The organism is uncultured Dysosmobacter sp., assembly GCF_947631635.1.
GTDB lineage: Bacteria > Bacillota > Clostridia > Oscillospirales > Oscillospiraceae > Oscillibacter.
The window spans coordinates 17,892-38,017 of the sequence record NZ_CANRMB010000007.1 but is presented as its reverse complement, the minus strand read 5'-3'; the positions used below and the strand labels follow the sequence as shown (position 1 = coordinate 38,017).

At 58.5% G+C, this 20,126-nt stretch carries 21 protein-coding genes; 4 read left to right on the top strand and 17 right to left on the bottom strand.

The features are described from left to right. Positions 1–111 precede the first annotated feature (111 nt). Genes Q0Z71_RS05400 through Q0Z71_RS05385 form a run of 4 tightly spaced genes read left to right on the top strand, consistent with a single transcriptional unit; the run spans position 112 to position 3,282 of the window. Complete coding sequence (locus Q0Z71_RS05400) at positions 112–474, top strand: metalloregulator ArsR/SmtB family transcription factor (RefSeq protein WP_298019371.1); 363 nt, start codon at positions 112–114, stop codon at positions 472–474. Between the two features lie 39 nt (positions 475–513). Next, a complete protein-coding gene (locus Q0Z71_RS05395; RefSeq protein ID WP_298019368.1) occupies positions 514–729 on the top strand; it encodes a cation transporter in 216 nt (71 codons plus the stop codon). A 1-nt stretch (position 730) separates the two neighbouring features. Continuing rightward, positions 731–1,366 carry a class I SAM-dependent methyltransferase gene (locus Q0Z71_RS05390; protein ID WP_298019365.1) on the top strand — a complete coding sequence of 212 codons (636 nt, stop codon included), beginning with the start codon at positions 731–733 and terminating at the stop codon, positions 1,364–1,366. Next, positions 1,363–3,282 (top strand): heavy metal translocating P-type ATPase, encoded by a 1,920-nt coding sequence (locus Q0Z71_RS05385; protein ID WP_298019362.1) that lies wholly within the window; start codon positions 1,363–1,365, stop codon positions 3,280–3,282. Before Q0Z71_RS05390 ends, Q0Z71_RS05385 begins: the two co-directional genes overlap by 4 nt. Positions 3,283–3,539: 257 nt before the next feature. Here Q0Z71_RS05385 and Q0Z71_RS05380 read toward each other — a convergent pair whose 3' ends face one another. The 17 genes from Q0Z71_RS05380 to dnaN form a co-directional block, all read right to left on the bottom strand. After that, positions 3,540–3,728: a helix-turn-helix transcriptional regulator gene (locus Q0Z71_RS05380; RefSeq protein ID WP_298019514.1), complete on the bottom strand. Its 189-nt coding sequence runs from the start codon at positions 3,726–3,728 to the stop codon at positions 3,540–3,542. 1 nt (position 3,729) lies between these two features. After that, positions 3,730–4,020: a hypothetical protein gene (locus Q0Z71_RS05375; RefSeq protein WP_298019359.1), complete on the bottom strand. Its 291-nt coding sequence runs from the start codon at positions 4,018–4,020 to the stop codon at positions 3,730–3,732. A 396-nt stretch (positions 4,021–4,416) separates the two neighbouring features. After that, positions 4,417–5,745, bottom strand: coding sequence for an MATE family efflux transporter (locus tag Q0Z71_RS05370; protein ID WP_298019357.1), 1,329 nt, complete (start codon positions 5,743–5,745; stop codon positions 4,417–4,419). After that, a complete protein-coding gene (locus Q0Z71_RS05365; RefSeq protein WP_298019354.1) occupies positions 5,738–6,169 on the bottom strand; it encodes a MarR family winged helix-turn-helix transcriptional regulator in 432 nt (143 codons plus the stop codon). Before Q0Z71_RS05365 ends, Q0Z71_RS05370 begins: the two co-directional genes overlap by 8 nt. A 226-nt stretch (positions 6,170–6,395) precedes the next feature. Continuing rightward, a complete protein-coding gene (locus tag Q0Z71_RS05360; RefSeq protein ID WP_298019352.1) occupies positions 6,396–7,169 on the bottom strand; it encodes a PhzF family phenazine biosynthesis protein in 774 nt (257 codons plus the stop codon). Between the two features lie 603 nt (positions 7,170–7,772). Further along, positions 7,773–9,698: an NAD(+) synthase gene (locus tag Q0Z71_RS05355; protein ID WP_298019349.1), complete on the bottom strand. Its 1,926-nt coding sequence runs from the start codon at positions 9,696–9,698 to the stop codon at positions 7,773–7,775. 732 nt (positions 9,699–10,430) lie between these two features. Next, positions 10,431–10,868 (bottom strand): ribonuclease HI, encoded by a 438-nt coding sequence (rnhA, locus tag Q0Z71_RS05350; protein WP_298019346.1) that lies wholly within the window; start codon positions 10,866–10,868, stop codon positions 10,431–10,433. Between the two features lie 11 nt (positions 10,869–10,879). Continuing rightward, the gene (locus Q0Z71_RS05345) at positions 10,880–11,188 is read right to left on the bottom strand and encodes a hypothetical protein (RefSeq protein WP_298019344.1); all 309 of its coding nucleotides are present in this window, start codon (positions 11,186–11,188) and stop codon (positions 10,880–10,882) included. Between the two features lie 144 nt (positions 11,189–11,332). Continuing rightward, on the bottom strand, positions 11,333–13,834 hold the full coding sequence (gene gyrA / locus Q0Z71_RS05340; protein WP_298019342.1) for a DNA gyrase subunit A: 2,502 nt from the start codon (positions 13,832–13,834) through the stop codon (positions 11,333–11,335). Positions 13,835–13,881: 47 nt separating this feature from the next. Continuing rightward, on the bottom strand, positions 13,882–14,313 hold the full coding sequence (locus Q0Z71_RS05335) for a hypothetical protein (RefSeq protein WP_298019339.1): 432 nt from the start codon (positions 14,311–14,313) through the stop codon (positions 13,882–13,884). A gap of 56 nt (positions 14,314–14,369) precedes the next feature. Then, positions 14,370–16,313: a DNA topoisomerase (ATP-hydrolyzing) subunit B gene (gene gyrB / locus Q0Z71_RS05330; RefSeq protein ID WP_298019337.1), complete on the bottom strand. Its 1,944-nt coding sequence runs from the start codon at positions 16,311–16,313 to the stop codon at positions 14,370–14,372. Between the two features lie 181 nt (positions 16,314–16,494). Next, positions 16,495–16,830 (bottom strand): hypothetical protein, encoded by a 336-nt coding sequence (locus Q0Z71_RS05325; RefSeq protein ID WP_298019335.1) that lies wholly within the window; start codon positions 16,828–16,830, stop codon positions 16,495–16,497. A gap of 11 nt (positions 16,831–16,841) precedes the next feature. Beyond that, a complete protein-coding gene (gene remB / locus Q0Z71_RS05320) occupies positions 16,842–17,108 on the bottom strand; it encodes an extracellular matrix regulator RemB (protein ID WP_298019333.1) in 267 nt (88 codons plus the stop codon). 3 nt (positions 17,109–17,111) lie between these two features. Beyond that, on the bottom strand, positions 17,112–17,597 hold the full coding sequence (locus Q0Z71_RS05315; RefSeq protein ID WP_298019330.1) for a hypothetical protein: 486 nt from the start codon (positions 17,595–17,597) through the stop codon (positions 17,112–17,114). Positions 17,598–17,681: 84 nt separating this feature from the next. Beyond that, the gene (gene recF, locus Q0Z71_RS05310) at positions 17,682–18,785 is read right to left on the bottom strand and encodes a DNA replication/repair protein RecF (RefSeq protein WP_298019328.1); all 1,104 of its coding nucleotides are present in this window, start codon (positions 18,783–18,785) and stop codon (positions 17,682–17,684) included. Beyond that, positions 18,775–18,990, bottom strand: coding sequence for an RNA-binding S4 domain-containing protein (locus tag Q0Z71_RS05305; protein WP_298019325.1), 216 nt, complete (start codon positions 18,988–18,990; stop codon positions 18,775–18,777). Before Q0Z71_RS05305 ends, recF begins: the two co-directional genes overlap by 11 nt. Before the next feature lie 9 nt (positions 18,991–18,999). After that, the gene (dnaN, locus tag Q0Z71_RS05300) at positions 19,000–20,115 is read right to left on the bottom strand and encodes a DNA polymerase III subunit beta (RefSeq protein WP_298019322.1); all 1,116 of its coding nucleotides are present in this window, start codon (positions 20,113–20,115) and stop codon (positions 19,000–19,002) included. Positions 20,116–20,126: the final 11 nt, after the last annotated feature.

Here is a 20,126-nt window from a genome sequence, read left to right as displayed (position 1 = left end):
TTTATCATGTCTGCAAAAAATTTTCCACATTTTTTAAAAGGGGGTTGACAAATCCATGATATTGCGTATACTGAACATATGAACAATCGTTCAATTGAAAGGAGGGTACCCATGGAGGACCGTTACAATGTGGAGTGCTGTGATTTCATCCACGCCCATGAGGAGATCGTGGAGAGGGTGCGCCGGGAGCTGCCCAGCGAGGACACCTTATACGATCTGACGGAGCTGTTCCGCATCTTCGGCGATTCCACCCGCATCCGCATTCTGTATGTGCTGTTTGAGGCGGAGATGTGCGTGTGCGACATCGCCCAGCTGCTGGGCATGACCCAGTCCGCCATCTCCCATCAGCTGCGGGCCTTGAAGAACGCCCGGCTGGTGAAGGCCCGCAGAGAGGGAAAGACCGTCTTCTACTCGCTGGCGGACGACCATGTGAAAACCATCATCGACCAGGGTCTTGAACACGTTTCAGAGTAAGTTTTCCACATTTTTAATACATATTGGAGGAAGATCATCATGAAAAAGCGTTACAAGTTCGTCATCGACTGCGCCAACTGCGCCGCCAAGGTGGAGGATGCGGTCAGAAAGATTGACGGCGTCCATTCCGTCACCATCAACTTTATGTCCCAGAAGATGGTCCTGGACGCCGACGACGCCCTTTTTGACGAGATCCTGAAAGAGGTCGTCGCCACCGCCAAGAAGGTGGAGCCTGACTGCGAGCTGTCCGTTTAAGATGAGTCGGACATTCTGGGACAGGATCGCGGGCCTGTACGACTTGGCGGAGTTCGCCAACCGCCGGGCGGTCCGCGGAATGGCCGCGGAGGCGGCCCGCTGTGTCCCAGTGGGTTCTGATATGCTGGAGTGCGCGGCGGGCACTGGGGAGATTTCCCTGGCCGCCGCGCCTTTTGCCGGGCGGATCCTGTGTACGGATCTGTCCCTCCCCATGCTGGAACAGGCCCGGCGGAAAGCCGCCCGCAGGGGACTCTCCCAGATCGAATTTGCCCAGCGGGACCTGTTCCATCTCCCGGACGCGGATGGCGCCTTCGGCGCCGTCTGCGCCGCCAACGTCCTGCACCTGCTGGACGCGCCGGAAAAGGCCGTGGCGGAACTGTGGCGGGTCACCGCCCCCGGCGGCGTTCTGCTCCTGCCCACGTTTCTCATGGGGGAGGCGGGTCCGCTAATGAAGAGGCTGATCTCCCTGTACCGCTTGCTGGGATTCCGGCAAAAACAACTTTTTACCCGGCAGAGCTATCGGGCCTTTTTAGAGAGGGCTGGCCTGCCGGACTGCCAACTGACCGTCATCCCGGGGCGCTTGCCTGTTGGGATGGCAGTCATCCAAAAACCAATCGTCCCGGAGGGATCAAAATGACTCAAAAACAGAAGAAGATGCTGAGGCGCATCATCGCCTCAGCGGTGCTGCTGGTGATCGTCAAGCTGCTGACGGCATTCGCCGTGCTGCCGGAACAGGGCCTGCTGACGGCGGTCTGCTATCTGGCGCCTTACGCCGTCATCGGCTGGGATGTCCTGTACAAGGCTGTCCGCAACATCCGCAACGGACAGGTGTTTGACGAGAACTTCCTGATGGCCCTGGCCACCGTGGGCGCCTTCGGCACCGGGGAATACGCCGAGGCGGTGTTCGTCATGCTGTTCTATCAGGTGGGCGAGCTGTTCCAGGACTATGCTGTGGGCAAGTCCCGGCAGTCCATCGCCTCCCTCATGGATATCCGCCCCGACGTCGCCAACCTGGAGGGGGAGAACGGCGAGCTGGAAGAGGTGGACCCGGAGGATGTGGAAGTGGGCGCTGTCATCGTGGTAAAGCCCGGCGAGCGGGTGCCCCTGGACGGCGTGGTGCTGGAGGGCAGCTCTTCGCTGGACACCGCCGCCCTCACCGGCGAGTCCGTTCCCCGGGACGTGGCCCCCGGCGACGCGGTCATCAGCGGCTGCGTGAATCAGTCCGGCCTGCTGCGCATCCGGGTGACCAAGCTCTGCGAGGAATCCACGGTGTCCAAAATTCTGGACCTGGTGGAAAACGCCAGCGAAAAGAAGGCCTCCAGTGAGAATTTCATCACCCGGTTCGCCCGGTATTACACACCCTGCGTGGTCATTGCCGCCCTGGCGCTGTTCCTGATCCCTACCATCGCCCTATTCCTGATCCCCGCCGCCGGCCAGCCCGCCTTCCTGCTGGGCACCGACTGGGCCAACTGGCTCCACAGGGCGCTGATCTTCCTGGTCATCTCCTGTCCCTGCGCTCTGGTCATCTCCGTGCCCCTCAGCTTTTTCGGCGGCATCGGCGGTGCCAGCAAATGCGGCATCCTGGTGAAGGGCAGCAACTACTTAGAGGCTCTGGCAAAGACGGAGACCGTGGTGTTCGACAAGACCGGCACCCTGACGAAGGGCACCTTCACCGTCACCGCGGTCCATCCAGAGGCCGCCTACACCCCGGAGCAGGTGCTGGAATACGCCGCCCTGGCGGAGCACTACTCCGACCATCCCATCTCCCTGTCCCTGCGGGCCGCCTGCAAAGCCAGTCTCGACGCCGGCCGGGTGTCGGATGTGGAGGAGATCGCCGGTCATGGCGTCTGTGCCAAAGTGGACGGCAAGGCGGTCTGTGTGGGCAACAGCCGCCTGATGGAGCGCCAAAATGTCAACTGGCTGCCCTGTGAACTGCCGGGCACCATCGTCCATGTGACGGTGGACGGCTTCTACGCCGGACACATTGTCATCTCCGACCTGCCCAAGGAGGACGCCAAGGCCGCCATCGCGGACCTGAAGGCCAGCGGTGTGAAGAAAATCGTCATGCTCACCGGCGACACCGATGCGGTGGCCAAGGCGGTGGCCGCGGAGTTGGGCGTGGATGAATACCATGCGGAGCTGCTGCCCGCCGACAAGGTGGACCTGACGGAAAAACTGCTGGCGGAAAGATCCCAGAACGGCAAGGTGGCCTTTGTGGGAGACGGCATCAACGACGCCCCCGTCTTGAGCCGGGTGGACATCGGCATCGCCATGGGCGCCCTTGGCTCCGACGCCGCCATCGAGGCCGCCGACATCGTGCTGATGGACGACAAGCCCTCCAAAATCGCCACCGCCATGCGCATCTCCCGCAAGACGCTGCGGATCGTAAACCAGAACATCTGGTTCGCCCTGATCGTCAAATTCGGCGTGATGATCCTGGGCGCGTTCAATATGGCCACCATGTGGGAGGCGGTATTTGCCGATGTGGGCGTGGCCTTTATCGCCATTCTCAACGCCACCCGGTGCCTGCGGGTGGACGAGTTCCGGAAATAAGTTTCTCAGCAGACCAGCCATGCGCAAATGCGCATGGCTGGTCTGCTTCTCTCCTGTCAGATGGCTTTTTCTCTGGAATATGGCGATTTCATTCAAAGGGATGGTGACGACGGAATACGCGAAAGAGCAACTGGCCGGACTGGCCCCGGAAGGTGGTCTTTGACTTCTTCTCCAGCATGTCCAGTCCTTTTCAACGCCGTCTTTGCGGCGGATATGACAAGCTGGCCGTTGACTGCTCTGACTGGTTTTCTGTTCACTTATGGATTGAAAAGCTCGTCAACAGTTGTGCCCAACTCCCTCGCCAAACTGAACGCCAGCATCAAGGTGGGGTCATATTTGTTGTTTTCAATCGCATTCACGGTTTGTCTGGAAACACCGCATTTTTTTGCCAATTCCTCTTGTGAGAGGCCCAATTCTTTTCGTCTGTCTCTAATTATATTTTTCATATCAGCCACTGTGCCTTTTTTTATAATACATAAGGGCCATAAAGTAAATAACAGCAGCAACCTCCAGTTGAATAAATGGATTGACTGTCATGGGCTGCGCTCTTGCAAAATTCTCAATCACATCTATGATTTTTGCTCCAACTGTTGCCAATAAAGTAAAGGAACTGGCTTTCCAAACAATGATTTGATTGCGCTCATCTCCCGGTCTTAGAAGCGATACCAACATGATCATGTCCAAAATAGCAAATACCGCCAAGACAACCCCTAAAAACATCATTGCAGCGACCGGCATAAATGCTTCTCCCTTCTGTGTTTCTCTTCCTGTGTCAAATACTTTTGACATTCTTAATATACTATAATAGTGCACATATGTCAAGAGTTTTTGACATTTCATCTTGAGAAATGAGTAGTAGAGAACGGCAGCGTTTTATGCCGCCGTCTTTGATCTGCAATGCCGTTTGGTGCTTTCACACGGAATCGTGTGGTTTTCTGCCATGTCTATTTTATACGCCGCTTTATCTAACATGCGCGCTTTATTAGAGAGCTCCCGTATTTCCTTCTACTATTCTCTGGCCTGTCTCTGCGCCGAAGCGGCCAGCCGTGGAAGAATTTTCTGAGAGAAGTTCTCCCGCATGATTGAAAAAGAATGATAGAAAAATGGGTGCGGAGCCATTCCGCACCCATTTTTTCAATACTGGTAGCTCTTCCGCCCCCAGATCAAAAATCCAGCAGACACCGCCAGACCCAGCAGCTCCGCCGCAGGGACCGCCAGCCAGATGCCTGTTTCGCCCCACAGTTCGGGCAGGATCAGGAGCATCCCCACCAGGAACACAAAGGTCCTGGCAAAGGAGATGGCGGCAGAGACCGTCCCGTTGGAAAACGCGGTGAACAGGGAGGAGGCAAAAATGCCGATCCCCATGAACAGAAAACTCACCGCATAGAGGGGGAAGCCCTCCATGGTGATGGCATACACCGCGCTGTCTGCGTCGGTGAAGAGCGTCAGGCACCGCCCAATCACCAGCCGGGCCAGGACATACATCCCCACGGAACAGGCCGTTATGAATCCCAGGCAGGACCGGAAGATCCTTTTCAGCTGGTCCGTGTCCTGGGCGCCGTATTTGTAGCTGACCACCGGCGCAACGCCCATGGAAAAGCCGAAAAATACCGCTGTGAACACAAATTGAAAATACATGATGATGGTGATGGACGCCACGCCGTCCTCTCCCCAGAATTTCAGGAAGAGGAGGTTGAACAGAAATGTGGTGACGGCGTTGGCGATGTTGGTCACCATCTCGGAAGCGCCGTTCCCGCAGGTCTGGAGCAGCACCCGCCGCCTGGGACGGAATGGCGTAAAGTACAGTGTCCCTTTTTTATTTTGGAAAAAGAATATCACGCCTACGGCGGCGGGGATGCAGTATCCAATGGCCGTCGCCACGGCCGCCCCCTCCACACCCATGCCCAAGGGCCCCATAAAGAGCCAGTCCAGCACAATGTTGGAAAGTCCGCCGGCCAGGGTGAGGCCCAGTCCAAGTCCCGGCTTTCCGGCGGTGACGAACAGGGTTTGAAAGGCCGTCTGCAAAAAAAAGGCTGGCGCAAACAGCAGCAGAATCCGGGTGTAGCTCCGGCAGTAGGGAAACTGGGCCCCGCTGGTGCCCAGCAGCTCCAGGACCGGGTCCAGGAACAGGTTCCCCAGCACCAAAAACAGCACGCCGGTCAGCAGGGACACCGCGATGATGCAGGAAAAATCCTGCCGCGCGATATCCTCTTTGCCCTCTCCCTGCTCCCTGGCGATGATGGCGCTGCCGCCGGAGGCCAGCATGATGCCCACCGCCATCTCCAAACAGTTCAGCGGATAGGACATGTTGATGGCGGACAGGGCCAAGGTCCCCACAAAACGGGAGATGAACATGCCGTCCACAATGGTGTAAAAAGACAGGAACACCATCATGATGATATTGGGCAGGGCGAACCGCAGCAGGGAAGCGGTGCGGAACTGTCTTGCCAGGGCGTTATCCACGGCGCACCTCTTGGGCAAAGGCCTCGGTGAAGCGCTGTGCCCCCTCCACAACGGCGCGGCGCATGTCCCCGTCCAGCGCCGCCATGGCCCGTTCCTCCATTTGATACAGCTCCCGCAGGTGTCCCCCGGCGTAAGCGTGGCCTCTTTCTGTAAACCGGACCGTCTTTTCCCGCTTTCCCGGCAGCGACTCCATGCACACGCAGCCTTTGCGCTCCAGGTCCTTGACGATGGTGTTCAGCGTTTGCTTGGGGATCAGCCATTCCTCGCAGATCTGCTTTTGGGTATAGGACCGCCCCAGGTCCAGGGCGTACAGGGTCATGACCTCATTATAGCTCATGCTGTGGGCCTTGGCCCACTCACGGTATAATTCCTCCTGACGGCAGAAGCAGGCACAGAGCTGCTCCATCTGCTGGCGAATATGCATTCAGCGCCTCCTTAGTACGGTTTCGGACTATATTATAGTGCGATATCAACTATTGTCAAGAGGGAACTTCTGCATACCCTGTCCAGCCAGGTACCATTCACTACCTGAAAAAAACCTTTATCCATGTGATGGAAATCCGAAAATAAATCAGGCTATCTCATCACTTTGAGATAGCCTGACACCCCATTTAGTTTCTAAATTTTTGTCAGGGGAACATATAAACGAATTAGATAAACAACTCCGAGACTGAATAAAGTGCTGCTTTCCCCGCCAGCTTCACCCGGTCTCCGTCCATCCGGCAGTACAGCGTACCGCCCCGGCGGGACGCTTGATATGCTACCAACTCACGTTTTCCAAACGCTTTTGCCCAATAAGGGATGATGTGACAGTGGCCAGAACCACACACCGGGTCCTCCGCAACGCCGCATTTGGGGGCGAACGTACGAGAAACGCAGTCCGTATCCGTTCCAGGGGCTGTGACCTGAAGAAGCAGACCATCCAACACTCTGACCTTCTCCTGATCCGGCTGCATCCTCCGTATGGTCTCTTCACTGTCAAAGACGCATAGCAGATCCCGGCCCAGGTATGCCTCCCGGGGCGCGGCTCCGATGGCGTCAATCATCTGTTCCGTCACAGGGATTGGTTTCAGCTCGTAGGCCGGAAAGTCCATCTCATACAGGTCCCCGTGCTTTTCCACCGTCAATTCGCCGCTCAGCGTCTGAAAGGGAATGCGTTGGGCCTCCGGCTCGTAAAAGTGCAGGAGCACATAGGCGCAGGCCAGGGTAGCGTGACCACACAGGTCAATTTCCCCGCCGGGGGTAAACCAGCGCAGACGGTAGCCGATGCCCTCCTTCACCGCAAAGGCGGTCTCCGACAGGTTGTTCTCGGCAGTCATATCCATCATCCGTTTTTCCGGCAGCCATTCATCCAGAATACAGATCGCCGCTGGATTGCCGTGGAACACCTGGTCCGTAAAAGCGTCCACGATGTATTGTTTCAAACGCATTCTTCTCCTTCTTTCCCGGTGCTGTCTGCCTCCGCAGCCAAAATGCCCGCTTTCCATTCTTCCATTTCGCATCTGATTTCTTCTAAAATAAAGGTTGGCATCGAAACGCGCCTGCGGGCGCCACCCTTTCTCTGCAAAAACCACTCTGATGGATTTTTGCAGGGAAGGGCGTTAGTTCCTCATTTTCTATTATTTCAGCGTTTCCAGCTCTGCCTGCCACAGATTCATCTTCGCGTCACTGGGCATCCGCCTCGTCGTCGCAAAGTCCTCTCCGTTTCGTTTCCGCCTGCGGCGAAAACTCCCTTCGCTCCCTTGCTCCTCCTCTCCCCACGAAAACCGCTCCGCTGGGTTTTCGCGGGGACCCCCAAGAGGCGACTGGCTCCTCTGTTCCGCTTATTTCAGCGTTTCCAGCTCTGCCTGCCATAGATTCATCTTCGCGTCACTGGGCATCCGCCTCGTCGTCGCAAAGTCCTCTCCGTTTCGTTTCCGCCTGCGGCGAAAACTCCTTTCGCTCCCTTGCTCCTCCTCACCCCACGAAAACCGCTCCGCTGGGTTTTCGCGGGGACCCCGGAGAGGCGACTGGCTCCTCGGTTCCGCTTATTTCAGCGTTTCCAGCTCCGCCTGCCATAGATTCACCTTCGCGTCACTGGGCATCCGCCAGTCGCCGCGGGGGGAGAGGGCCACCGTGCCCACCTTGGGGCCGTCTGGGAGGCAGTTCCGCTTGAACTGCTGGGTGAAGAAGCGGCGGTAGAAGGTCTTGAGCCACTTTAAAATGACCTCGCTGCTGTACTGCCTGTCCAGGGCATACTGGGCCAGCCGGTAGACCTTGGCGGGGGAGAAGCCCCAACGGAGGACGTAATACAGGAAGAAATCGTGAAGCTCGTAGGGACCCACCAGGTCCTCCGTGCGCTGGCTGATCTCGCCCTTGACGGCGGGCAGCAGCTCGGGGGAGACCGGAGTGTCCAGAATATCCTCCAGCACGTCGTGGAGCGCCTCGTCCTTGCCCTCGTTGTCCCGGGCCAGATAGCCCACCAGATGGCGCACCAGGGTCTTGGGGATAGAGGCGTTAACGCCGTACATGCTCATATGGTCGCCGTTGTAGGTGCACCAGCCCAGGGCCAGCTCGGAAAGGTCTCCGGTGCCGATGACCAGGCCGCCGTTGGCATTGGCAATGTCCATGAGGACCTGGGTCCGCTCCCGAGCCTGGCCGTTTTCAAAGGTGACGGAATGGTCCTCCATGCTGTGGCCGATGTCCCGGAAGTGGCTGCGGACGGTGTTGGAGATATCCACGGTCCGCAGGGTGGCCCCCATCTGCTCCGCCAGGATGACGGCGTTGTTCCTCGTGCGGTCCGTGGTGCCGAAACAGGGCATGGTGACGGCGATGATGTCCGTCATGGGCCGGCCCAGCATCTTCATGGCAAGGCCGGTGATGAGGACCGCCAGCGTGGAATCCAGTCCGCCGGAGAGGCCCACCACGGCGGTCTTGGCCCCGGTGTGCTCCAGCCGCTGCTTGAGGCCCAGGGAGGCGATCAGCAAAATCTCCCGGCAGCGGGCGTCCCGGTCCTCCTTCCCCTCGGGGACGAAGGGCATGGGGGCCACATAGCGGGTCAGCTTGGTGGGGGACAGGGACAGGGAGAAAAGTCTCTGTACCGGCATCCTGCTCTCCGACAGCGTGTCCAGCATCTGGGTCCGGCGGCGTTCATAGGCCAGCTTCTGCACATCGATCTCGGAGATCAAAAGGCCGCCGTCAAACCGGCGCTCCGCCAGCAGCGCGCCGTTCTCCGCGATCATCTGGTGGGCGCCGAACACCACGTCGGAGGTGGACTCTCCCTCGCCGACACTGGCATAGACATATCCGCACAGGAGCTTTGCGGACTGCATGGTCACCAGCTGGCGGCGGTAACTGTCCTTGCCGATGATATCGTTGCTGGCAGACAGATTGCCGATGATGGTGGCTCCCGCCTGGGCCATATGGACAGAGGGGGAATCCGGTGCCCACAGGTCCTCGCAGATTTCAAAGCCCAGCTTCAGTTCCGGGATATTTTCACAGTGGAACACCTGCTCCGCCGCCATAAGGAACTCTTCACCGCAAAGGTAGACACAGACCGGCTCATTGGCCTTTGGCGCTGTGGTAAACTGCCGCTTCTCATAAAATTCGCTGTAATTGGGCAGGTAGGTCTTGGGCACCAGGCCTAAAATCCTTCCTTTTTGTATAATTGCCGCGCAGTTATACAATCTGTTGTTAACCCGCACCGGAAGGCCCACCGCCGTGACCACCTCCAGATTCCGGGTGGCCGCCAGCACCGTGGACAGGGCCTGCTCCGCGCCCTGCAGCAGGGTATCCTGATAGAACAGGTCCCCGCAGGTGTAGCCCGTCAGGCCCAGCTCCGGCAGCACCAGCACCTTCACGCCGGCCTTTTCAGCGGCCCGCATCATGGTGAAGGTCTGCTCCGCGTTGTAGTCGCAGTCCGCCAGCCGCAGCTTGGGCGTTCCGCAGGCGACAGAAATAAAACCATCTTTCATCAGCGAGATCTCCTTATTTGGATTCTTGATATTACGGTTATTTTACACCGCTGTTTGCATTTTTACAAGAAAAAGGACGCACAAAAAGGACCGCCAATGGCGGTCCTTTTTGCTGTGTGTGTTTTAGGAGGGAGAAAACGCATCGGGCTGGGAGGACCCTTTGCTTGAGTATTAAGATACCCGAGATATTTTGCGGAATTATGTTTTTCCTATGAACAGTTTGTGAACCTTTTCCAGAAAAACGATTTCGCGGCTAGTCCGCCTCAAAATCTCCCCATTCTCCCGGCTATTTATATTTCTGACTCTCCGCCACAGCCAGTTTGTCACAGCGGTTGTTATACTCGTTCTCCGCGTGGGTTTCCCATCCGGCTTAGCCGGATGGGAGCCCTTTCATTTTGATTTGCTCCGGGCGAAATGAATTCGCCCTGCGCCAAGATTTTGCTCTGCAAAATGCTTGTACGGCGCTTTTGCGCCGCCCCGCCTTGCGGGGCACCAGGCCGTGCGGGAGCTTACCTGTATTTTTGACTCTCCTCCACGGCCAGTTCATCACAGCGGTTGTTGTACTCGTTCTCCGCGTGGGTTTCCCATCCGGCTTAGCCGGATGGGAGCCCTTTCATTTTGATTTGCTCCGGGCGAAATGAATTCGCCCTGCGCCAAGATTTTGCTCTGCAAAATGCTTGTACGGCGCTTTTGCGCCGCCCCGCCCTGCGGGGCCCCAGGCCGCGCGGGAACTTACCTGTATTTTTGACTCTCCTCCACGGCCAGTTCATCACAGCGGTTGTTGTACTCGTTCTCCGCGTGGCCTTTGACCCAGTGGCAGCGCAGGGAGTGGATGTCCGTCAGCTCCAAAAGCCGGTCCCACAGGTCCGGATTCAGGGCGGGCTTTTTATCGGCCTTTTTCCAGCCCCTGGCCTTCCAGCCCCTGGCCCAGCCCTTTTCCAAGCCGTCGATGACATATTTGGAGTCGGACCACAACTCCACGACGCACGGCTCCTTCAGCAGGGACAGCGCCTGGATGACGGCGGTCAGCTCCATGCGGTTGTTGGTGGTGTCCGCCTCGCCGCCGGAGAGCTCCTTTTTGTGCGGGCCGTACATCAGGATCGCTCCCCAGCCGCCGGGGCCTGGATTTCCGGAGCAGGCCCCGTCGGTGTAGATCGTAACTGTTTTCAAATTTCTTACCTCTATTTGATGGATCCATGCACGCAGATGGGGCAGCAGCCGCAATCTCCGTCATACTCCGCGCCGCACTCCGGGCAACTTTTTCGGGAGCTTTCCCCTTTGCCTCTGCATGGTGTGCCGGTCTGCTCCGCACTGAAAAATTCCAGCTTTCCGCACATCGGGCACTTAAAGGCCGCCACATCCATGGCGCCCGCAAACAGATTGGGAAGGTCTCCCAGGAGCCAGCCTGTCTTTCCCAACTGTATTTGCCGCTGTCCCAAAAAGTCCATGGGCGTATTGCAGCGCAGGCAGTTGATGGTATTTCGCCTCATAGCATTTTCTCCCGATCGCCCGGAGGTTTTGTCTGCTGCTCTCCCACTCTTCCCGGACTGTATGACCCGTTTCCCATATGGGACCAGAAGCGGCTCATTCAGAAGAAACCGCTTCACCACGGCAGACCCAAGTCCGGGCATGGCTTATTCCTCCGGCTCCGCGACGGTCTCTGTCTCTCCCGCCGCTTCCCGGTCGGTCAGCGCCAGGGAGATCACCTGGTCGCCCTCCTCCTTGAAGCGCATGACAATGACGCCCTGGGTGGCCCGGCCGGCGGTGCGGATATTCTCCACCGCGGTACGGATCAGGATGCCCGCCTGGGTGACCAGGAGCAGGTCCTCGGTGCCGTCCACCACCTTGATGCCCACCACGGGGCCTGTCTTTTCCGTCACCATGTAATTCTTGATGCCGATGCCGCCCCGGTTGGTGATGCGGTACTCCTCCACAGGGGTCCGCTTGCCGTAGCCCCTCTCCGTGATGGAGAGGACGCATTTGCCCTCGGTGGCCCGGGCGGCGCCCACCACATAGTCGCCCTCCCGCAGGCGGATGCCCCGGACGCCCACGGCGTCACGGCCCATGGGGCGGACGTCGTTCTCATCAAAGCAGCAGGCCATGCCGTCGTGGGTGGCGATCAGGATCTTCTGCCTGCCGTCGGTCTCCCGGACGGTGATGAGCCGGTCGCCCTCGTCCATCCGCAGCGCCCGGATGCCGTTGTTCCGCAGGTTCTTCAGGGTGTTGGCGGGCAGGCGCTTCACCGTGCCGTTCCGCGTCACCATGAACAGGAACCGGCCGTCGTCCTCGATGGAGCGGGTGTGGATCATGGTCTGGACCCGCTCGCCCTGCTCCACCTGGAGAATGTTGATGATATTGGTGCCCTTGGCGGTCTTGCCGGACTCGGGGATCTGGTAGCCCTTCTTCCGGTAGACCTTGCCGGTGTCGGTGAAGAAGAGGATATAGTCGTGGGTTGAGGCGGTGAACACATCCACCACATAGTCCTCCTCCCGGGTGGTGATGCCCTTTTTCCCCATGCCGCCCTTGGACTGAGCGGTGTACTCGCTGACGGGAGTTCGCTTGATATAGCCCGCCTGGGTCAGGGTAAAGACGCACTCCTCCTCCTCGATGAGGTCCTCGATGTCGATTTCGTCCTCCACATCCTGGATCTCGGTCATGCGGTCGTCGCCGTACTTGTCGGAGATGGCCTGCAATTCCTCTTTCAGGATCTGGCGCACCAAGCCGTCATCGGACAGGATGCGGTTATAGTAGGCGATCCGCTCTTCCAGTTCCTTGTACTCGTTTTCCAGCTTCTCCCGGTCCAGGCCCTGCAAGGCTTTCAGGCGCATGTCCAGGATGGCCTGGGCCTGGATCTCGTCCAGGCCAAAGCGGGCCATCAAATTCTCCTTGGCATTATCGTAGCTGGTGCGGATGATCTTGATGACCTCGTCGATGTTGTCCTGGGCAACCAGCAGGCCCTCCAGCAGGTGGGCGCGCTCCATGGCCTTTTTCAGGTCATACTTGGTCCGGCGGACGATGATCTCCTCCTGGAAGGTCAGATATTCGTCGATGATGTGCCGCAGGGAGAGGATCTTGGGCTGGGACTGGTTGTCCACCAGGGCCAGCATGTTGATGGCAAAGGTGGTCTGCAATTGGGTCTGGTTGAACAGGCGGTTCAGCACCACCTGGGGATTGGCGTCCCGCTTCAGCTCGATGACCACCCGCATGCCGTTGCGGTCGGACTCGTCGCGGATGTCGGAGATGCCCTCCAGGCGTTTATCCTCCACCTGTTCCGCCATGTTCTTGATGAGCATCCGCTTGTTGACCTGATAGGGGATCTCCGTGATGACGATGCGGGTGCGGTCCTTGCCGAATTCCTCAAACTCGTGCCGGGCGCGGATGACCAGGCGGCCCCGGCCGGTGGCGTAGGCCGCCCGGATGCCGGACCGGCCCATGATGATGCCCCTGGTGGGGAAGTCCGGGCCCTTGACGTACTGCATCAGGTCCGCCAAAGTGGCGTTGGGATCGTCCAGCACATGGATGCAGGCGCCGATGACCTCCCGCAGGTTGTGGGGCGGGATGTTGGTGGCCATACCCACGGCGATGCCGCTGGAGCCGTTCACCAGCAGGTTGGGGAACCGGGCGGGGAGGACCCGGGGCTCCTTCCGGCTCTCGTCGAAGTTGGGGTCCCAGTCCACGGTGTCCTTGTCGATGTCCCGCAGCATCTCGTCGGAGATCTTGCTCATGCGGGCCTCGGTATAACGGTAGGCCGCCGGGGGATCTCCATCCACGGAGCCGAAGTTGCCGTGGCCGTCCACCAGCATGTAGCGCATGGAGAAGTCCTGGGCCAGGCGGACCAGGGCGTCATAGACGGAGGCGTCGCCGTGGGGGTGGTACCGGCCCAGCACGTCGCCCACGCAGGTGGCGGACTTTTTAAAGGGGCGGTCAGAGGTCAGATTGTCCTCGTACATGGCGTACAGGATGCGCCGGTGCACGGGCTTCAGGCCGTCCCGCACATCCGGCAGGGCGCGGCCCACGATGACGCTCATGGCGTATTCGATGTAGGATTTTTCCATCTCGGGGACCAGGGGAGATTCCACGATCTTTTGGTCGGGATAGCGGATCTCCTCGGGGTCATATTGGGGTTTCTTACTCATTGTACATTGACTCCTCCTTCGTAAGAGGTTCGTTTTTTATGAAAAGTTCACTGGGTCATTTTCAGCCAGTCCATGCCCGGATAAGGCTCAAGTGTGTGGATATACCACTCCGCACATTTGGCCATCAATTCCCGGTTTTCCGGCGTGTTGGGTACGGTGTTCCGCATCTGGAACACCGACTGTCCGTCGCTGGGTTCAATCGGGGCTTCCTCGTCAGAATCCAGCCAGGCGGGGTCGAAGCAGGACCAAGCGGTTTCCGTCTCCGCGTCCCAGATTTGCAGGAAGATCAGATCAGAAGAGGATTCCATCATCAGGAATTTGTCCAGATCCTCCTCTTCCGGCGCCAGAAGCAGGCTGGCATACTGCCCGCCGCGGATCTTCTGAAGGATATCCAGGATCCCTTCCTCAGAAATATCCTTTATTTCCTGATAGGGCATACTGCCCCGGGCGGCAAACTGAATTTTAATGTCTTCCGGCATTGCCGGGACATCTCTTTTTTCAACGATTTCTTCCACAATAAAGTTCCTTTATGAGGTCAATAATCCAGATTCACCGCGTACTGGGCGTTTTTCTCAATGAATTCCTTACGGGGCTCCACCTTTTCGCCCATGAGGATGGTGAAGGTCTCGTCGGCCTTGACCGCGTCGTCCAGCGTGATCCGGCGCAGGGTGCGGCGCTCGGGGTCCATGGTGGTCTCCCACAGCTCATGGGGGTTCATCTCGCCCAGACCCTTGAAGCGGCTGATATCGATCTTCACATTGGGGTTACCGCCCCGCATTTCCGCGGAGATCATGTCCCGCTCATCATCATCATAGGCCACACGGGTGGTCTTGCCCCGGGTCAGCTTATACAGCGGGGGAACGGCGGAATACACATACCCCTGCTCGATCAGGGGCCGCATGAAGCGGAAGAAAAAGGTCAGCAGCAGGGTGCGGATATGGGAGCCGTCCACATCGGCATCCGCCATGATGATGACCTTGTGATAGCGGAGCTTCGCGGCGTCGAACTCCTCGCCGATGCCGGCGCCCAAGGCGGTGATGACCGGCTGGAGCTTGTCGTTGCCGTACACCTTGTCCGCCCGGGCCTTTTCCACGTTCAGCATCTTGCCCCACAGGGGAAGGATGGCCTGGAAGCGGGAGTCCCGGCCCTGAGTGGCGGAGCCGCCTGCGGAGTCGCCCTCGACGATGTAGATTTCGGTGAGCTCGGGGTTGTTCTCGTTGCAGTCCCGCAGCTTGTCCGGCATGGCCGCACCGCCCAGCGCCGTCTTGCGGCGGATGGACTCCCGGGCCTTTTTCGCGGCTTCCCGGGCGCGGTTGGCGGTGAGGGCCTTGTCCAGGATCATGCGGCCCACCTGGGGATTTTCCTCCAGGAAGGTGTCCAGCTTGGCCGCCACGATGTTGTTCACCAGGGTCCGGATCTCGCTGTTTCCCAGCTTGGCCTTGGTCTGGCCCTCGAACTGGGCCTCGGTCAGCTTCACGGAGATGACGCAGGTCAGGCCCTCCCGGCAGTCCTCGCCGGAGACCTTCTCGTCGTCCTTCAACATTTTGATCTTTCGGCCGTAGTTGTTCAGCACCGTGGTCAGGGCGCGCTTAAAGCCCTCCTCGTGCATGCCGCCCTCCGGGGTGTGGACGTTGTTGGCGAAGGAGAGGATGGTCTCGTTATAGCCGTCGTTATACTGCATGGCGATCTCCGCCATGGAGTCGTCCTTCTGTCCGGCCATATAGATAACGCCGTTGTGCAGGGGGTCCTTCTTTTTGTTCAGCCAGGTGACGAATTCCCGGATGCCGCCCTCAAAGCACATGCTGTCGTCCTGCTCCATGCCGGGACGCTTGTCCACGGTGTGGATGCGCAGGCCCGCGTTCAAGAAGGCCTCCTCCCGCATACGGGTGTGGAGGGTCTCATAATTGTACACCGTATCCTCGAACATCTCCGGGTCCGGTTTGAAAGTGACGGTGGTGCCGGAGCGGTCGGTGGTGCCGATGACGGTCATCTCCTGGGTCACATGGCCCCGGGAGAACTTCATCTCATAGATCTTGCCGTCCTTGTGGACCTGGACCTCCAGCCATTCGGACAGGGCGTTGACCACGGAGGCGCCCACGCCGTGGAGACCGCCTGATACCTTGTAGCCCCCGCCGCCGAACTTGCCGCCCGCATGGAGGATGGTGTATACCACCTCCAGGGCGGGCTTTCCGGTCTGGGCCTGGATATCCACGGGAATGCCGCGGCCATTGTCCACCACGGTGATGGTATCGCCCTCGTTGATCTGCACCAGGATATCCGTGCAGTAACCCGCCAGAGCCTCGTCGATGGCGTTGTCCACGATCTCGTACACCAGGTGGTGCAGTCCGGAGGAGGAGGTGGAGCCGATATACATACCCGGCCGCTTCCGCACCGCCTCCAGGCCCTCCAGGACCTGGATCTCCGAGGCGTTATACTCGTGTTCCGTCTGGGAACTCATTAGAATCTCATTTTCAGCCATGTAGGTTCTCCTTTCAAGGGAATGTTTTCCTGATACAAGGCAAGAAGAGCCGGGCCGGAGCCATTTCCGGCCCGTTTCTCCTTGCCCTGAATGTGACGATTTTATAATCAATCACAATTCGCTTTACGCACAGCGGGCATTGCCCTCTTGAAAAATCCCGTGCGTTTTTCAGGTTAATGAACTATATGGAATGCGTTTTTTGGAAAAAGCGATGCAGGACCCAGGCCGCGCCGCTGCCCAACAGAAGCATCAGGCAAATCCAATACCCAAACAGCGGAAGCAGCTGATCCCAGCCGATAATCGTCTGGTAGCCCGTCTCACCGGCCAAGAGTCCGAACAGCAGCAGTCCCGCAAACACCCACTTTGTTCCTGTACATTTTGCCTTCTTCAAAAGCAGCCACTGGATCAGTCCGCCCAAAACCACCGCCGCCCATCCAATATAAAAGAGGAAGTGACTCGGATAAAACAGGACATGGAGGAAGCCGATCTGCCACAGTTCCCGCAGCGCGATATTCATGTTCCCTGTCCTTATAATTCCATCTTCCGGCTCTCCGCCCGCTTCTGCAATGTGGCGGCGTTCAGTTGGGACAGGTAGACTATCTGCGGGTGGTAGGGGTGGTCGCAGATCACAAAGGATTTTGGAATGTCGCCGGAGATATCCAGCACCACGCCCTCTTTTTCAGCGGCGGCCAGATACTCCCGTGTCCGCTTGCCGTAGGTGCATTTATCCAGGTCGAAGATACCGATGATCCGGTGGTCCGGGACAATCTCGTTTTGTCCTAAATGAAGGTACATCTCTCATTCCTCCCATAGGCGGTCCCGAGAATAAGCGAACAAGTGGCGGGATTCCGTATATTTTTTCAAATCGCCGTTTTCATTTTCATAAACCGCCTTACACACCACGCCGTCTCCTTTGACCTTGTACAGGCCGATGGTCTTTTGCTGTCCATAGGTTTCATCCTGGAAAAACGCCAGCATGACTCTCTTTTCCGGGGTCTCAAAATAGTCAAAATACACCGTGTTCAGCGAGACGGAAACATCAAACAGCTCCGCATTTTCCGGCAGATATCCATTCGCCAGCTGTTCCGTCAGGAAATCCGGCAGAGACATACTCTCACCGGATTTCATCGCCTCTATGACCTCCGGCGCGGATAAAAGAGTCTCTTCAAGCGCCAAATCCGCGTCTGTCAGGGCGATGTCCGGCATCTCCTTCAAGATCCTCTCGCCGCTGATCTGGGCCTCTTTGGTTTCATAACACGCAAAATGTATTTCAAAATAGGACAATACCGCTCATCCCGCAAACACCCACAGCGGCCAGCGCCATGCAGGCCATGACTGGCGGTAGCGGAATGAAACATTTTTTTATTCTCAAACCAGCTTCCCTGCATGGACGTGGAGCACCTTGCCGCCTAGCAGCTGAGGCAAACGGTCATCCTCGCAGCAGGTAATGAACACCTGTCCGCCCTGGATGCGGTTCAGAACGAATTCCTGCCGTTTGGGGTCCAGCTCGGAAAGCACATCATCCAGGAGCAGGACCGGATACTCTCCGGTGGCGTTTTTATAGATTTCCCGTTCAGCCAGTTTCAAAGCCAGAGCGGCTGTCCTGGTCTGCCCCTGGGAGGAGTAAGCCTTTGCGTCCCGTCCGTCGATGCTGACCAGAAGATCGTCCTTGTGGGGGCCGGACAGACACAGTCGGGACGCCAGCTCCGCGGCCTGATGGGATTCCATGTGCCGCCGCAGCTGGTCCGTCAAAACCCGCATGTCCGCCGAGGGGTCCGTGACGGAGGACACCGTTTGATACCGGACCTCCAAACGCTCCTTTCCGCCGGAGCACTCCAAGTGGTGGAGCGCCGCGTACTCGTTCAGCCGCCGGGCAAACTGCTGGCGGTAATGGATGAGCACCGCGCCGTACCGCACCAGATGCTCATTGAAATCCGGCAGAGCCGCCAGCAGGTCCGGCCGCTCCTGTCCGTCCCGCAGGATGCGGGTCTTGTGCTCATAGGTCCGGTGATATTCAGCCAGGGCCGCGGCGTACCGGGGACGGAGCTGACACAGCGCCGTATCCATAAATTTTCTTCGGGCCGCGGCGCCCTCCCGAATCAGGTACAGGTCCTCCGGACAGAAAAAGACGGTGTTGTAGACCTGGCTCAAAGCGGCGCTGTTTTTGGCCGGGACCTGGTTGACAGACATCTTCCGCCTCCGGTCCCGGAACAGGTCCACCTGCACCCGAAACTCCCGGTCCCGGGCAGACACCTGGGCGCACATTCTGGCGGATACCGCGTCAAATCCGATCATCTCCCGGTCCGTTCTGGCCCGGGGAGACCTGCCGCAGGAGAGGTAGACCAGCGCCTCCAGCAGGTTGGTCTTTCCCTGGGCGTTCTCTCCGAAGATCACGTTGCACCGGGAATCAAAATCCGCCGCCTGCCGGCCATAGTTGCGAAAGCACTCCAGCTCCAGGCGGTCAATCCGCATAGGACACCATGTAATGCTGTCCGCCGAAGCAGACGTCGTCGCCGGGGCGGATCTTCTTGCCCCGCATGGTGCAGACTTCCCCGTTTACCGTGACCTCGCCGGACTGGACGCACTCCTTGGCCGCCCCGCCGGTCTCCACCAGATTGGCGAATTTCAGCAGGTCCTGGAGCTTGATAAATTCAGTTGTGATTGTAACAGTTTTCATAGAACTCCATTACTCCGCGGATTTCAGACGCACGGGAAGGACCATGTACAGGAAATTTTCCTCACCGTCCACGGGGACGATGATAGCGGGGGAGACGCTGGTGTTCAGCTCGATCTTTACGCTGTCAGCGGGAGCATACCGCAGCGCCTCCATCAGATAGCGGTTGTTGAAGCCGATCTCCAGTCCGTCTCCGTCACCGGAGACACGGCAGACGTCCTTGCCCTCTCCGTTTGCGGTCTTGGCGGACAAAAGGACCTTGTCCTGATCGAAGGTGCAGCGGACAGGGCTCTTCAGCTTATCAGAGATGACCACGGATACACGGTCGATGCTCTCGATCAGCGCCTTGGTGTCCGCGATGACCGTGATGGGATTCTTCCGGGGAATGGCGTTCTTATAGTCCAGGAACTCGCCCTCCAGACGGCGGCAGATCAGCTCCGTGTCGTTCACCTCGAACATGATATGCCGTTTGCCCAGCGTGACGGCGGCGAATTCCTCCACATCGCCGCAGATGCTCTTGACCTCGTTCAGGGCGGAACTGGGCGCCACGAAGCGGAATGCGCCGCCCTCGATCTTCTCCAAGGGTTCCCGGCGGATGGCCAGGCGGAAGCCGTCCACAGCCACCATGGTAAGCCCCTTTTCATTGATCTCAAACAGCGCTCCGGTGTGTACCGGGCGGCTCTCATTGGTGGAGACGGCAAAGGCCACCTCTTCGATCATGGACCGGAGGGTTTTCTGCTGGATGGACATGGAGTACTCATCCTCCACGTTGGGCAGGTCGGGATAATCCGCGGCGCTGAGGCCCTGGATGTCGAAATCCGCGTCGCCGCAGCTGAGATGGACCATGAGCTTGTCGTCGGCGGTGAAGGTCACCACATCGTCGGGCATCCGGCGGATGATGTCGCCGAACAGGCGGGCATTCAGCACGATGTCACCGCTCTCGGTCACGTCGGCGGAGACCTTGGTGCGGATGCCGGTCTGCATGTTGTAGCCGGAGATGGTCAGCTGATGGTCCGTGTGGAGAAGGAGTCCCTCCAGCGCGGGGATGGAGCTTTTTTGCGCGACGGCCCGGCTGGTAATGGCGATGGCGCTTTGCAGCAGGACTTTTTCACAGGAGAATTTCATCATATTCAGACGCT